Below are 13932 nucleotides of genomic sequence, written 5' to 3' on the forward strand. Positions count from 1 at the left end.
CTGCAGCAACAGAACCCCACGGTAAAAGCAGCAGCGCGTAAGTTCCTCAAGGGATTGCTGGAAGGTAATGTGCCGCTCGGTGAGGCCGTTAGTTTCAACTACGACGTAAGACTTGATTTAAATACTAGCTTTACGGGTAAGGATTTACTGCGCACTCGCCTGCGGGCCGGTAACTTCTCCGACAGCATTTGGAGTGGTTATCCCTACCCTGCCCTCGGCGCTGAGGTGGCATTCGACCAATCATCAGCTGGCACCATTTGGAGTGYGGATCGGATCTTCTACCAGTTCCCGATCGGCTCAAATTTCACCGTTACGGCGGGTCCAAGGGTGCGTCAAGACGACATGTTGGCGGTGTGGCCTAGCCAATATCCAGCYGACACGATTCTCGACTTCTTTACCTACGCCGGTGCACCAGGAACATATACATCTGCCCTCGGAGCTGGTGGAGGTATTTGGTGGAACCAGGATGGTTTCAGCCTCAGCGCTAGCTACGTAGCAGTTAATGGAAAATCGAGCTACTCCGGCGCGAATCCTGCCCTTGGTGTAACCCCTGGCGCRGGTYCAGCGGGCCTTRATCCTGGCGGTATTGCGAATCAATATTCAGGCGGCACCGGCACRGTGCAGCTGGCTTACACCGCGCCAAATTGGAACCTAACTGCTGCCTATGCCTACTCTCAAAGCGGCGGTGGCTACGACGGCACCAGTGGCTTGGGKTATATCCCWGTTGGCACACCAAAGGCCACCAACCCATTTGCCGGCCTCACCCAATTTGATGTGAATGCGCTTGCGATTAGTGGCTGGTGGAAACCAAGCAATGTGAGCTGGGTGCCATCTGTTAGTGCTGGTTGGGGTACCAACTCCTATAGCGCTAAGAAGGCAGCCCAAATCTGGGGYGTGGAAGCAAACCAAAAGGGCGCAAATGCCCAAAGCCAATCTTGGTATGTGGGTTTGCAGTGGGCTGATGCTTTGATCAAAGGCAACACCTTTGGTACRGCYGTTGGTCAGCCAACATTYGTAACTGGAAACGATGGTTTCTTAGGTACGGATGAAAGCACCTTTGCTTGGGAGATTTGGTACAAATTCCAAGTTACCGACAACATCAGCGTTACACCTGCCTTCTTTACGGTTACGAACCCAGCTGGTAGCGGCAGCAACAGCGCCTATGGCGGTGTGCTGAAAACTACTTTCCTGTTCTGATCGTTGCTTAGTTACAGCTAAACAACCGTTGGGGGCCCTTGGCCCCCTCGGTTTRGCTRSCAGTGGACGCCTCAGGGGGTGCCTACCGAAGGCWTGAAAATGCTCCCCACAAACAAAAAACCAGGTAATTTGTGCAAGTTGGTTTGTTGTGAACAGCTTTTGTTGTTCATTTTGAGCCGATACCCATCCTCTTTATTTGGTGTGAGGACTCCATGAAATTATTCCAGCAACTCCTGCTGGCACCTGCCGCTCTCGGTTTGGTTGCCCCCATGGGCGCCATGGCYGCTGAGCTCAACATGGACGGCGTTAACAAGTACGCCGCTTCCAGCGAGCAGGTCACCAGCATCACCCAGTTTTCTGATGTAAAGCCCACCGACTGGGCTTACCAGGCACTGAGCAACCTGATCGAGCGCTACGGCTGTGTAGCTGGCTACCCCAATGGCACCTTCAAAGGTGGCCAGGCGATGACCCGTTGGGAAGCTGCTGCTCTGCTYAATGCTTGCCTTGATCGCGTTACCGAAATTACCGACGAACTGCGTCGCCTGATGAAGGAGTTCGAAAAAGAACTCGCCATCACCAAGGCCCGTGTAGACGGCCTAGAAGCCAAAGTTGGCGAACTGCAAGCMACYCAATTCTCCACCACCACCAAACTCAAGGGTCAGGTGCGTTTYGTRATGGGCGATGTTTACCGTGGCGATGGCTACGCAAACTTCGGCCAAGCCAAGGGTCTCATGGGCGCCGCCAAGCTCTACGGCCAGCGCGYTTACGACGGYTCCACCGGTGGTTTCCARGATCGTTCCACCAACATGATCGCCGACCCCCTCAGCCAGGGTGAGGCYTACTACTACTACCGCGCTGGYGGTAACGGCGCTGCCACAACCGGCACCACCTATCAGCCCGCTCAAACCTTCGCTCCCCAGGCCCGTCAGCTGGCCTTCAGCACCACCTGGACMGGTTTCACACCTGAGCCCGGCGGCACCATCTCAGGATCAGACAAAGCTCTGAACTCACTGTTGGTTAACCCCAGCATCCCYGGCACCACCATTGCTAACCCCCTCAACGGYGGCACTGTTGGYACYCCCTATGCACCTAAYCGCATCCGCGCTTCCATCTACACCAAAGATGGCTACAACAGCTCAGTTGCAGTGCCCACCACCCCTACCGGTGTTGCGCCCACAACCAAGAACAGGGTTCTCGAGTACTTGCTCCCTAACGCAAGCACCGCTCTGCCTTTAACCGGCAATGAGCTTCTGCTTGAAGATCGTTACGGCAACACCACTCCGTTGCGTGTTCAAACCAGTAACTCCACYAGCAGCAACTAYKCAGACGCCAAGATCCTGCTTGATCGCAAAGACATGCAGTCTTTGGTKGCCTTGGCTAACGAATCCCGTCGTGTAAAAACTTACACATACAACGGCAAGGCTGGTGCAGTTACCAAGCTTGCTAACCAGTACGACTTCATCAACATCAACGATGCTTCTAGCCGTACTTACACAGCTGTAACTGCCGCTGGTGCAGCTACAACAATCGGTGGCGCTGGCCTAACCGTAACCCCCGGTGGTTACGTTCAAAACASCAACACCTACAACAACGTAATCAACTACCTGTTGGCTGAATACGGTTCATTGGGTGAAGATCAGCGCAAGGTTGGTTATGTGCAAAATGCAGCCACTAAGTTCGTTCGCAACTTGGCTGCTTACACCACCAACAAAAACTACGTTGCTGATAAGAACGCCTTCACGTTCTCCCATGATGCTTACCTGAACTTCGATACCAGCTTCACTGGTAAAGATCAGTTCCAGTTCCGCATCCGCGCCAACAACACCTACGCATTTGCAGGCCGTGCTGCTGATCCAGCTGCTGCCCTTGCCTACGACGGTGCAACTGTTGAGTGGCCCAACAACTCAAGAACTGGCATCTTCATCGACAAGCTGTTCTACCGCTTCCCAGTTGGCGATTACGCAGTAGCAACTGTTGGTACCCGCTTACCTCAAGAGGCCTCATTACCCACCCGTGGTACCTACTACACCAAAGATGCGCTGCTTGAATTCTTCAACAGCTCAGCTGGTGTATTCCCCTCCTATACCGGTACCGGCGTAGGTTTGTCCTTGGGCAAATTGGGCGGTAAAGGCTTCGGTATGCAAGGCGTGAGCTTCGGTATTGCCTACCTGGCTAACGAATCCGATGCCGTGGCACCTGATTCCTCCAACACCATGACCCAAGGTTGGTTTGGTGCTGATACCCGCTTCCGTCTGCCTGTTCAACTTGCATGGCAGAGCAAGGATAAGAAGTGGTTGGCTTCTGCTAACTACGCCTTTGAGCGCGGTAACAACTCCATGGGTCAAGTGGGTACTCAGTTAGCACTCACCCCCTTCATGTATGCCAGCCTCAACGAATCCAACCAGTTTGGTTTCACCCTGGCTTACCAGTGGTCTAAAGACTTCAGCATCACCGGCGCCTACGGCCACGCCTCYGTTAACGCCCGCTACGACAACAGCGTGTTGGGTGTGAAGATGGCTGATGCTGGCGATTCCGCTGTAATGAACAGCTGGATGSTTGCCCTCAACTTCAAGAACGTGTTCCTCAAAGGCAACAGCGCCGGTTTTGCTATCGGTGGTGTTCCTTCACTCGTGAGCAACAGCTCCGGCTGGAACAAAGACGGTGGCATGCCTACCGCCATTGAAACCTGGTACCAGTTCCAGGTAACAGACAATATCAGCGTTACACCTGGTRTKTTCTACATCTCCAGCACCACCAACTCCGATGGCATCGGTGGCGGCGATGTGTGGGGCGGCGTGATCAAAACCCAGTTCAACTTCTGATCTGGTTTAGTTCACTGTTAAATCAAATTCACTTTTCACACACTCCCAGCCCCTCCTTTGGAGGGGCTTTTTTCTGCCAATTTTTCATGAARTTSCAATAYCTCYTRGCGATMTTTTTRTTTATTAGYKCAGCTCCTGTTTCTGTTTATGCTGAACAGGAACAGGARYCTGAGTTAACTGATTTTTCAACTACTTCCAAACTRTCTGGGGTGGTGCGTTTTGTTCTTGGTAATGCATATCGCAATAATGGTTATGCCAATTTTGGCCAAGCCTCCGCCCTTACTAATCTTGCTGATCTCTATGGCCATCGCGCCTACGATGGTTCAATTGCTTCTGTGCAACCTAGATCTATTAATATGATCGAWTCTCCCCTAAGCCAAGGGGAAGCWTTTATTTTTTATCGYGCATCTRCGCCAGCGAAACTCAGCCGTGAATTGGCATTCAGCACCACCTGGACTGGTTAYMTACCAAATWAYATMAACACCACTTCCAGCAGCASCACCAACGCTTTTGCTGAACCGGCCTCTAGCAACGTGATGCAAGGTGTTGGTTCTGGCCAAAATCTATTAATTAATCCCAGCACAAACCGCCCGCYAACCCAAGCGCAACTCACCCGCATCAGCCTATTTACAGATTCTGGCTTTAAGCAAACTGTTCAATTGGCAAGCWCTTCATTCAGCTTGGAATATTTGATGCCCGCTACAAATATCTACCTGCCACTACAAGSCAATCAAATTCCACTGCTCGATCGCTACGGCCGCACCAATGCATTATTCGCCACCACCAGTGGCACCAGCAGTAGTGATTTCAATAGCAGCAAAATATTGCTTGATCCAAAGGATTTAAATGCACTGGTGGCCCTTGCAAATGAGGCGCGTCGCGTTAAAAATTAYGCTTACTACAACAACACCGCTAATTTAGTTGTTAAGCCGATCGGTGTATATGATCCGATCTCAATTGCAGCYAGCGCTGAACGCAATTATCAAGCCGTTAATGCTGCGGGTAATACGGTTGATAATTTCAGTGGTGCTGGYCTTGGTTTAGTTGTTACCCCTGGTGGCTTGGTTACAAATCCCACCATCTACAACAACTTACTTAATTATTTGATTGCTGAATATGGATCCTTGGCGGAAGATCAGCGCAGGGTTGGTTATGTGCAAAATGCAGCAACTAAATTTATACGTAATCTTGCTGCTTATAATACAAATAAAAATTACGTGGCAGATAATAAYGCCTTCACTTTTTCCCATGATGCTTCTTTGAGTTTTGATACTAGTTTTTCTGGGGTTGATAAATTACAAATAAGGGTGCGTTCAAACAACATCTATAGCTTTGCTGCCCGCACAGCAAATCCAGCCGCAGGCCTTGCCTACGATGGCACCACCATTGAKTGGCCCAATGGCGCCACTCCCTTTGTATTTCTAGATCGGCTTTTTTATGCTTTTCCGCTTAATAACTCTWTTAATCTTTCCCTAGGRGTTCGTTTAGGCCAAGATGGCTTCCTGCCAAGCCGCGGTAGTTTTTATAGCCCATCTGCCCTGCTTGAATTCTTTAGTAGCGCCGCTGGTGTGCTGCCTTCCTATACAGGTAGTGGCGCTGGTTTTAATTACGGGCCATTCCAATTGGATTTTTTATCCTTGAAAAATCTTAGATTYGGCATTGGYTATCTCACCAATGAGGCAGATGCAGTGTCGCCAGATGCAAATAACATTATGGCGCAAGGTTGGTTTTCAGCTAACACCCGCCTGAGGATYCCCCTACAGCTGGCCTGGCAGAGCAGCAACAGCAGATGGTTATTTACTGCTAACTACGCCTATGAACGCGGACACAATTCCATGGGTGCAGTGGGAACTCAGCTTGCCCTCACGCCTTTTATGTATGCCAGCCTCAACGAAGCAAATCAGCTTGGCGTTACCATTGCCMATCAAATCGGTRMTGATTTCAGTGTTACGGCTGCCTATGGCCACGGGGCCGTAAAAGCTCGATTTAATAACAGTGTTTTAGGCRTTAAAATGACATCAGCTGGTGATTTGGCGCAGCTAAATAGCTGGATGCTCGCTTTAAATTTCAATAATCTATTCATTAAAGGCAACAGCGCCGGCATTGGTGTTGGTGGAGTTCCCGCACTGCAAACCAACCGATCCRGTTGGAATAGTGATGCTKCRATGCCCATCGCCCTTGAAACTTGGTATCAATTTCAATTAAGCGATAACATYAGCTTCACCCCAGGCATTTTTTATATATCAGCCACTGCWAATTCCGATGGCCTTGGCGCTGGTAGTAGTTGGGGTGCTGTGCTTAAAACCCAGTTCAATTTTTAATGGTTCCCAGCTATTGATGAATAAATTCTGATCAAAATGGAATTTTTGGCTTTTGCAAAGCAGCAATGCGCCCAGCAACAGGCTGCAAGCGCCGAACAGCATTTGCTTGCTCAATTTCAGCGGCAACCCCAGCCCCCCAGCGCTGATTTTGGCCTTGCCCTAGCCCTTTGTAATCTCCATTTAGATCGGCTTGATCAAGCCCAAGCCTGCMTTGATCGGGTGCTGMTCGACCATGGCGACAGCGTTGAATTGCTGCAATTAGCCCTCGCCTGCGAACGTCGCCGTAATGAAGGCAGCTGTAGCCCAGCCCTGCGCCAGCGGTTACAAGCTTTCTTAGCTGATCAAACGATTGCTTTGGAATGGTTGCAATTGCTGCAGGCAAACCTTGATCTAMATGCTGTTATCAATTGGGCCCAACATTTGCWTAGCGAATGGCCCCAGCATCCYGCGGTGTTGCATGCCCTAAGGAATCTGGCTTGGGATCTGCATGATTCCAGCTTGATGGCGCAGCTGCCAGCSCCCAGCTCCCTGCTCTGGCAGGGCAGGTGCCAATTGCTGCAGGGTGATTATCAAGCGGCCGAAAGCAGCCTGCGCAGMTGCCTAATGCCGGGTKCTTTGCCCCCTGATGAGCAACTGCAGGCATTGCACAGCCTGATATTTCAGCTGTTGCCAGCCCAGGTGGAAAGCCTTCTGGAGCCCCATTTGCCCCAGTTGGCGGCCTGCCCCAATTGGGCCTGGACTTTTGGCCGYGCCCTATTGGCMGCAGGCGCCTGGCGCCAGGGGTGGCAGCTCTATGAACAGCGCTACTACAGCCTTGATCGCGCCCAAATCATCCCGCCGGGCTTGCCATTGCTTGGTTTAGAGCGTTTACAGAGCCAGATGGCGATTAAAGCTAGTGCTGTTTTGCTCTATGGCGAGCAGGGCATCGGCGATACCTTGATGTTTGCCTCGATGCTTCCGGATCTTGAGGCTGATCTCAATGGCTCTGCWGGTTCCTTGCAGTTGCTCTTGCCGCCACGGCTAGTGCCCCTCATGGGGGCTTGCTTCCCCCACCTGCCCGTTGCCGCCAGTTATCCAGATAGCTTGCTACCCAGCTTGGATGTGGCCTGCAGCATCGGCAGTTTGGGTTTGCTTTATCGSCCAGATCAAAGCAGTTTCGCTGGCCGTAAACCCCACCTAAACCTCCCGCCAGAGTTAGTKGAACCCTGGCGCCAACGCCTGGCTGAYTTAGGCCCTGGYCTCAAAATTGGCATCGCCTGGCAGGGGGGCGGCACCCTTGCYAATCGCATGCAACGCTCCYTGGCCCTGGAGCAGTTATTGCCGATCCTGCAGCAACCCGGTTGCCATTGGCTGAACCTCCAATACAGCCACAACCCAGCTGAATTGGCTGCCATTGAGCAAAACCATGGCATCAAAGTGCATCACTTTGCTGGCACCGGCAGTGATCTGCTCGCCACCGCAGGCCTCACCGCTGCCCTTGATCTGGTGATCACCGTGCAGCAAACCGCCCTGCATATCGCCGCAGGTCTCGGCGTACCCACCTGGGGKTTATTGCCCTATCGGGCTGAATGGCGTTATGGCCTATCMGGCCCGCATATGGCTTGGTATCAAAGTGTGCGTTTATTCCGTTTGCAGCAGCGGGGTAACTGGGCTGGCTTGATCGAAACAGTTGCCCAGCGGTTGGCCCAGCAGAATGGCCCTATYCCAAGCTCCTTCGATGGCAATTGCTCCTGACATCACAGCACTTGTGGGTCGCACCCCCCTGGTGCGTCTCAACCGTTTGCCCCAGGCGGAAGGTTGCCTTGCTGAGGTGGTAGCAAAACTAGAAAGTTTTAATCCCACCGCATCGGTGAAGGATCGCATCGGCCTTGCCATGGTGCTCGATGCAGAAGCCAATGGCCTTATTAACCCAAGCCACACCGTTTTGGTGGAGCCCACCAGCGGCAACACCGGCATTGCCCTTGCCATGGTGGCGGCCGCCCGTGGTTATCGCTTAATCCTCACGATGCCAGACACCATGAGCCAGGAGCGGCGGGCCATGCTGCGGGCCTATGGAGCTGAATTGGAGCTCACCCCAGGGGCGGAGGGCATGAAAGGGGCAATTCAACGGGCCCGCAGCCTGGCGGAGCAGCTGCCCAATGCCTATTTATTGCAGCAGTTTGCTAATCCAGCTAATCCAGCTATCCATGCCCGCAGCACTGCGGAAGAGCTCTGGACTGATACCGATGGCCGMATTGATGCCCTCGTGGCCGGTGTTGGCACCGGTGGCACCATCACCGGCTGCGCCCAGCTGTTGAAGCAGCGCAAATCAAGTTTCCAAGCGATTGCAGTGGAACCCAGTGGCAGCCCCGTACTCAGTGGTGGCGCCCCAGGTCCCCATCGCATCCAAGGCATTGGCGCTGGTTTTGTGCCAGACAACTACCAAGCTGATTTGATCGATGAGGTAATGCAGGTGAGTGATGCCGATGCCATGGCCATGGGTAGGCGCCTGGCGCGGGAAGAGGGCTTACTTAGTGGTGTGAGCAGTGGCGCCACCATGGCGGCTGCATTAAGGCTGGGCCAACGGCCCCAATGGGCTGGCAAATTAATAGTGGTGGTGTTAGCAAGTTTTGGTGAGCGCTACCTCAGCACACCGATGTTTAGCGATGCCATGCCATGACTGCRGTGGATCCCTATCGGGTATTAGGCGTATCCCGCGGGGCCACAACAGCTGAAATAAAAGCCGCCTACAGGGCTTTGGTAAAGCAACACCATCCCGATGCCAAGGGGGGCCCYAACCAAGATGCGGCCCAGATCATTGCCATCAATGCCGCCTGGCAATTGCTGCGCAATCAGGAAAGTAGGCGTARTTACAACGCATCGCAACCCATTCCTGCGCGATCCATCCCTAAAAGCAGTGATGTGGCCCTAGAGCAGTGGTTGCAGCAGGTGTATGGCCCCATTGATCAATTGTTAGCCCAGGTTTTAGAACCTTTCAATGCGGAACTCACGGCCCTCGCCGCCGACCCCTACGACGATCAGTTGATGGCTGATTTTTCTGCCTACCTCGAGCGCAGCCGCGGCCATCTCGAGCAGGTGGAATATCTATTTCGCTCCCATGCCTGCCCAGCGGTAGCTAKGGCGTTTGGCCTCAGCCTCTACCACTGCCTCAGTGGTGTGCAGGATGCCGTTGCTGAGCTGGAGCGCTACTGCGCCGGTTATGTGGATGATTGTTTRCGGGATGGCCGTGAGATGTTGCGGGAGGCTGCCCAAAGGCGCCGCCACCTGCAGGCTCAAGTGCCGGCATAGGGCTCCAATTGATCCAGCCGCAGCCACACATCAGGCACCGGCTTGCGAAAGCGCAACTGGGCATGGGTTTCATTCACAAGCAGCACCTCACCAGGCCCYTCCAGCAGRTAKGCGGGTGGTTCCGGTGCGCTGGCGGCAGCTTCCAGGCTGCCCACATAGGCCTTGCGGTTTACCCGCACCAAGGCGCCTTTCTTGAAGCTATCAGCCATGGTTTGTGGCATTGCTTAGCCAAGGCTAATCGGCTGTGGTTGGCGTTAGCTTCCGCAGCAGTTACTTAAACCGTGATGAAGTTGTTGTTGCTTGGTTGCACCGGTTTTATAGGCCGTGAATTGGTGCCGCTCCTAGCTGCAGCTGGCCATCAACTCACCCTCGTAAGCCGCAGGGGGAATCCAGCTGCTGATTTSATTCGCTGTAATCCAGCCCTTGCTGAAAGTTGGCAGCCCGGATCAGCTCTAGCTCAGGCCCTAAACCAGGCGGAGGGGGTGGTGAACCTGGCGGGGGAGCCGATTGCCGAACAACGCTGGACCCCAAGCCAATGCGCGCTGCTGCGCAGCAGCCGCATAAACACCACCAAAATGCTYGCAGCGGCGATTTCAGCTAGCCCAACGCCGCCCCAGGTGCTGCTCAGTGGTTCGGCCGTTGGTTTCTATGGCAACAGCCCCAGTGCTGTGTTCAACGAAGCAAGCCCCGCCGCCGCTGATTTCCTAGGCCAACTCTGCAGCGAATGGGAAGCAGYAGCGGCGGCCATCCCCAGCAGCTGTCGTTTGGTGGTTTTACGCACTGGCATCGTGCTAGCGGCCGATGGTGGGGCCCTAGGCAAAATGTTGCCGATCTTCCGGGCTGGTTTTGGCGGCCCCATCGGCTCTGGCCGCCAATGGATGAGCTGGATTCAGCGCAGTGATTACTGCTCAATAATTGCTGAKGCCCTTAGCAATGGCAGCTACAGCGGCACCTACAACGCCACTGCCCCCAACCCTGCAACGATGGCAATGTTTTGCCAGGCCCTAGGCCGGGCCCTAGGCCGCCCCAGCCTTTTGCCAGTGCCAGGGCCCCTGTTGCAATTGCTCTTGGGTGATGGTGCTGCCGTGGTGCTTGAAGGCCAAAAAGTGTTGCCTGAACGTTTGCAGCAACAGGGTTTTAATTTTTGCTATCCCGATTTAGCAGCGGCCCTCGCCGCTGCCACCAGCCCCAGCCAGCGCTAATTAATGCCGCTGCCATTAGCAAGCCAATCGCTGGCGTAAACAGCGGTTCCCATAGCCTTTGGAACAGGCTTAACGGGCCATGCACCTGGCGGGTTTCTAGGGCCACTGCCCCGAGAAACCACATGGCAGCAAGGATTACCAAAAACACATTCGCCACCAGCAGGCGATCAAGCCACAATTTCAGYGGATTTGGTTTGTTCATTCGCCCAGGGCCCTCAAGATGGCGGCGGCCATGGAGGCAGTGCCCCCCGCGCTGCCCAAGCGCTTTTTGCCCTCCTCCCGCCAAATGCTTTGTTGGGCTGCATTTGGTTTTTCGATTAGAKCAAGCAATAAATCAAGCGATTGCTCRAGGGTATGGCTTGCGCCCACCGCTCCGGGGGCRCAAAACACAGCCGGGCCCAGCAAACGGCGTTGGGCTTCGGCAAAGCCTGCCGTGAATTGGGGKCCATGGCCTGCTAATTGCAACACCGGTTTTCCTAATCCCACCGCCTGTTCCGTGGCGGTGCCAGCCATCGATAGGGCAACGCTGCATTCAGCAAGCACTTGATTGAATTTGCCCCAACAGAGTTCGAGTGCTAGCCCTTGCCATTGCAAAACCTTGCCATTGCAACTCCAGCCCCGGCCYKYAGCCAATTGCRCCACGGCTGTGGCATCAAGTTCTGCCACAAGGGCCGCCTGGAAGCACCAGTTGCCAGCCCTGCTTGGCAATAGCTCCAGCAACTTCAACATCAATTCCAAGTTATTGAGCGCCTCCGGCAAACGACTGCCCGGCAATAGGGCCAGCTGCTGCTTGTTGTTTGATGCATYGGCATTAGCMARCACCTTTTCCATAAATGGATTRCCGAGGAATTGCACACTTCTGCCCAATTGCTGGCTGAGGTCAATAGCAGTGAGTTCATCACGGCTGAACACTGCCTTAAAGCGTTTGCTTGCTAAGCAGGCACCACAGGGCCAAGGCAGCCGCAACCTGCCTTCGTAGTGGCTGGAATAGGCAACTAAATAGGTGGCAACTGGTTTACCCAAAAGCCAACAAAGCAGCACCGGGATCACATCACCCACCACCACCAGGCCATCGGCCCGCTGCGCTTCCTGCCATAGCCGCMGGCTGCGTTTAAGCAAATAAAACACCTGCCCCTGCAAAATTTCTGCCCACCTGCCGGCGGCGCTGGTGTAACCCAAGCCGCCGGTGCTGTAGCTGCGGGTGCTGCCCAGCACCGGAATTCTTGCCGTTAGGTAGGGGGTGCCATCACCCACCAAGGGCAAAGCTGCCACCTCTGCACCCTGCTGTTGCAGGGCCTGGGCCAGGAGGGCGCCGCTGAGATCTTCCCCATGGCCATTGCTTACCAGCAGCAGGCGCATCTCAAGCAGCCAGCCAGGCTTTTACTTTTTCTAAGGCAGGCCAGCCTGGTTTGCGCTGTAAGCCATCGGCGATGGAAGCCTCCAGTTCGCGGCTCAATTCAGGCGAAAAGGCCATCACCCGYTTCACTAATTCAATGTGTTCCCGCACCCCTTTGGCGCCGTTTTCCAGCATTGCAAGGCTGAGGTTGATGCGGGCTTGGGGATCTTGTGGATTGATTTTTACAGCGGTTTTAGCTGAATGAAGCGCATCTTCCACTTCCGCATTTAGCAGTTGCAGCCAGGCAAGGCAGGTCCAGCCGGCTGCTTGGCGGGGGGCCTGCTGGGTGATCTCTTTAAAGCTTGCGATCACTTGCGGCAGAGGCGCACCGTTTTGGTAGCTGCTGAGCGCCTGCTCAAAGGTGGAAGCCCCGTTAGYTGCGTTCATGGATCGCCCGGCAATTGTTCACTGTTCTAAACGGCAAATGAACTGCCGCACTAGGGGTGCTAGTTCTTCGCTTAGCTCACCTAAATCTCGCCCGGCAATAGCCATGGCCGCATGGATGCGGCTGGGATCAATGGCTTCGTAGTCGTGAACGAGTCGATTGCGTAAACCAGCCGCAGGCACCAGCCGTTGGGCAAGGGATATGGAAATCAAGCCTTTCTGGCCAGCCAGCAAAAAAGTGTCGGCATAGGTTTGCGGTTTGCTTTGAAAGCTCTGAACTAATAGATGTTGAAGCAGATCACTTGCTGCTTCAACACTTAGATGAAGCAAACGTTCCACCAGCAGTTGTTGGCGCCGATCAATTAAAAATYCMTCTAGGGAGGTGTTTGCTTCAGCGCTCAATAAATCAAGCAACTCAAGCAAATGTTCGTATTTGCGTTCAAGAACAACTTTTTTCAGGGGGCTCATGCTGCTGGGGTGAGCCTTTCTTGCGAAAGTTTTGTTTGGCGGCGCTCCCAATCTGCCCATTGCCTGATCGCCCGCGAACAGAAGTTCATAAATAAACCGGGCTGCCTTTCAAATAAAAGCTTGCCATCTTCTGCCACCATCCTTTGCAGTAGRTAAGAAGATTGATCTAAATCAATTAGATCAATCGCATCACTTGAGCAAGAAATGGTTTCAGCAAGCACTTGATCTAGCTCCAGCAGCCGCATCGGTCCTTGGGGGTAATTGTTAAACCGAATGGCTAAATCCCAGTCGCTGTTGTTGCTGTGGTCACCCCTGGCCCGTGAGCCAAATAAAACAACCAAGTCAACGTCTGCGGGTATATCCATTGGGATATCCATGAATTAAACGGCAAATGAACTGCCGCAGCCGCAGGTTTGGGTGGCATTGGGGTTGCTGAAATTAAAACCACCACCGATCAAAGCTGAGGAAAAATCCAGTTGCATCCCATAGATGTAGAGCAGGCTTTTGGGATCGCAGATCACTGTGAAGGCAGGTGCACCGGCTGGTTCATAGAGATAGCTTTCGTCATCGGCTTGCTTTTCGGCGGCAGAGATGAAATCCATGGTGTAGCTCATGCCACTGCAGCCGCCTGAGCGCACCCCCACCCGCAAAACCTGGTCGCCCCCCTGTTGTTGCATCAAGGCAGCCAGCTGCTTCATGGCTGCTGCGGTGATCAAAATGCCCTTGCCATCAACACCTGTGTGGGTTTGGGGGCTGGCTAGCTCAGTGGCCATGCGGATTTGTTGGTTATGTCGCTACTAACTCTAGGCAAAGCCACCAACAGGGGGCAGCTTTGCTCCATAGAGTTAGGCAAC

The 13932-nt window shown here is 53.8% G+C and carries 14 protein-coding genes and 1 pseudogene; 8 read left to right on the forward strand and 7 right to left on the reverse strand.

Going from position 1 to position 13932, the window contains the following annotated elements:
* The 7 genes and pseudogenes from C7K08_RS10105 to C7K08_RS10130 form a co-directional block, all read left to right on the forward strand.
* Positions 1 to 1197: iron uptake porin (locus tag C7K08_RS10105; protein WP_161955878.1), on the forward strand; the 1197-nt coding region annotated here is incomplete at its 5' end.
* Positions 1198 to 1409: 212 nt separating this feature from the next.
* A pseudogene (locus C7K08_RS16435) lies at positions 1410 to 1895 on the forward strand (iron uptake porin); the annotation flags it as partial.
* 108 nt (positions 1896 to 2003) lie between these two features.
* Positions 2004 to 4019, forward strand: a complete 2016-nt coding sequence (locus C7K08_RS16440; protein WP_341272156.1) for an iron uptake porin — start codon at positions 2004 to 2006, stop codon at positions 4017 to 4019.
* A 209-nt stretch (positions 4020 to 4228) separates the two neighbouring features.
* The gene (locus C7K08_RS10115; protein ID WP_206603836.1) at positions 4229 to 6340 is read left to right on the forward strand and encodes an iron uptake porin; all 2112 of its coding nucleotides are present in this window, start codon (positions 4229 to 4231) and stop codon (positions 6338 to 6340) included.
* A 36-nt stretch (positions 6341 to 6376) separates the two neighbouring features.
* Positions 6377 to 8074, forward strand: coding sequence for a glycosyltransferase family 9 protein (locus tag C7K08_RS10120; RefSeq protein ID WP_106500509.1), 1698 nt, complete (start codon positions 6377 to 6379; stop codon positions 8072 to 8074).
* Entirely contained in the window at positions 8058 to 8999 is a 942-nt protein-coding gene (cysK, locus tag C7K08_RS10125; protein WP_106500518.1) for a cysteine synthase A, read from the forward strand. Before C7K08_RS10120 ends, cysK begins: the two co-directional genes overlap by 17 nt.
* The gene (locus C7K08_RS10130; protein WP_106500510.1) at positions 8996 to 9628 is read left to right on the forward strand and encodes a J domain-containing protein; all 633 of its coding nucleotides are present in this window, start codon (positions 8996 to 8998) and stop codon (positions 9626 to 9628) included. Before cysK ends, C7K08_RS10130 begins: the two co-directional genes overlap by 4 nt.
* On the opposite strand, the gene C7K08_RS10135 is transcribed toward C7K08_RS10130, so the two are convergent.
* Positions 9613 to 9849, reverse strand: a complete 237-nt coding sequence (locus C7K08_RS10135; RefSeq protein ID WP_390623278.1) for an NAD(P)H-quinone oxidoreductase subunit O — start codon at positions 9847 to 9849, stop codon at positions 9613 to 9615. The genes C7K08_RS10130 and C7K08_RS10135 overlap by 16 nt on opposite strands.
* Before the next feature lie 63 nt (positions 9850 to 9912).
* On the opposite strand from C7K08_RS10135, the gene C7K08_RS10140 reads away from it, so the two are divergent.
* Entirely contained in the window at positions 9913 to 10830 is a 918-nt protein-coding gene (locus C7K08_RS10140) for a TIGR01777 family oxidoreductase (protein ID WP_106500511.1), read from the forward strand.
* On the opposite strand, the gene C7K08_RS10145 is transcribed toward C7K08_RS10140, so the two are convergent.
* From C7K08_RS10145 to C7K08_RS10170, 6 genes are read right to left on the reverse strand one after another with little or no spacing between them, the layout of a single operon-like run.
* The gene (locus tag C7K08_RS10145; protein ID WP_106500512.1) at positions 10766 to 11032 is read right to left on the reverse strand and encodes a hypothetical protein; all 267 of its coding nucleotides are present in this window, start codon (positions 11030 to 11032) and stop codon (positions 10766 to 10768) included. The genes C7K08_RS10140 and C7K08_RS10145 overlap by 65 nt on opposite strands.
* Positions 11029 to 12189, reverse strand: coding sequence for a lipid-A-disaccharide synthase-related protein (locus tag C7K08_RS10150; protein ID WP_106500513.1), 1161 nt, complete (start codon positions 12187 to 12189; stop codon positions 11029 to 11031). Before C7K08_RS10150 ends, C7K08_RS10145 begins: the two co-directional genes overlap by 4 nt.
* Position 12190: 1 nt before the next feature.
* Complete coding sequence (locus C7K08_RS10155; RefSeq protein WP_106500514.1) at positions 12191 to 12613, reverse strand: tetratricopeptide repeat protein; 423 nt, start codon at positions 12611 to 12613, stop codon at positions 12191 to 12193.
* Positions 12614 to 12631: 18 nt separating this feature from the next.
* Positions 12632 to 13078, reverse strand: coding sequence for a type VII toxin-antitoxin system HepT family RNase toxin (hepT, locus tag C7K08_RS10160; RefSeq protein ID WP_161955881.1), 447 nt, complete (start codon positions 13076 to 13078; stop codon positions 12632 to 12634).
* Positions 13075 to 13443, reverse strand: a complete 369-nt coding sequence (gene mntA / locus C7K08_RS10165; protein ID WP_161955882.1) for a type VII toxin-antitoxin system MntA family adenylyltransferase antitoxin — start codon at positions 13441 to 13443, stop codon at positions 13075 to 13077. The genes hepT and mntA overlap by 4 nt, the downstream gene beginning before the upstream one ends.
* A gap of 15 nt (positions 13444 to 13458) precedes the next feature.
* Positions 13459 to 13851 carry a HesB/IscA family protein gene (locus C7K08_RS10170; protein ID WP_106500517.1) on the reverse strand — a complete coding sequence of 131 codons (393 nt, stop codon included), beginning with the start codon at positions 13849 to 13851 and terminating at the stop codon, positions 13459 to 13461.
* Between the last annotated feature and the right edge of the window lie 81 nt (positions 13852 to 13932).

It is taken from the genome of Synechococcus lacustris str. Tous, from assembly GCF_003011125.1.
Taxonomy (GTDB): domain Bacteria; phylum Cyanobacteriota; class Cyanobacteriia; order PCC-6307; family Cyanobiaceae; genus Synechococcus_D; species Synechococcus_D lacustris.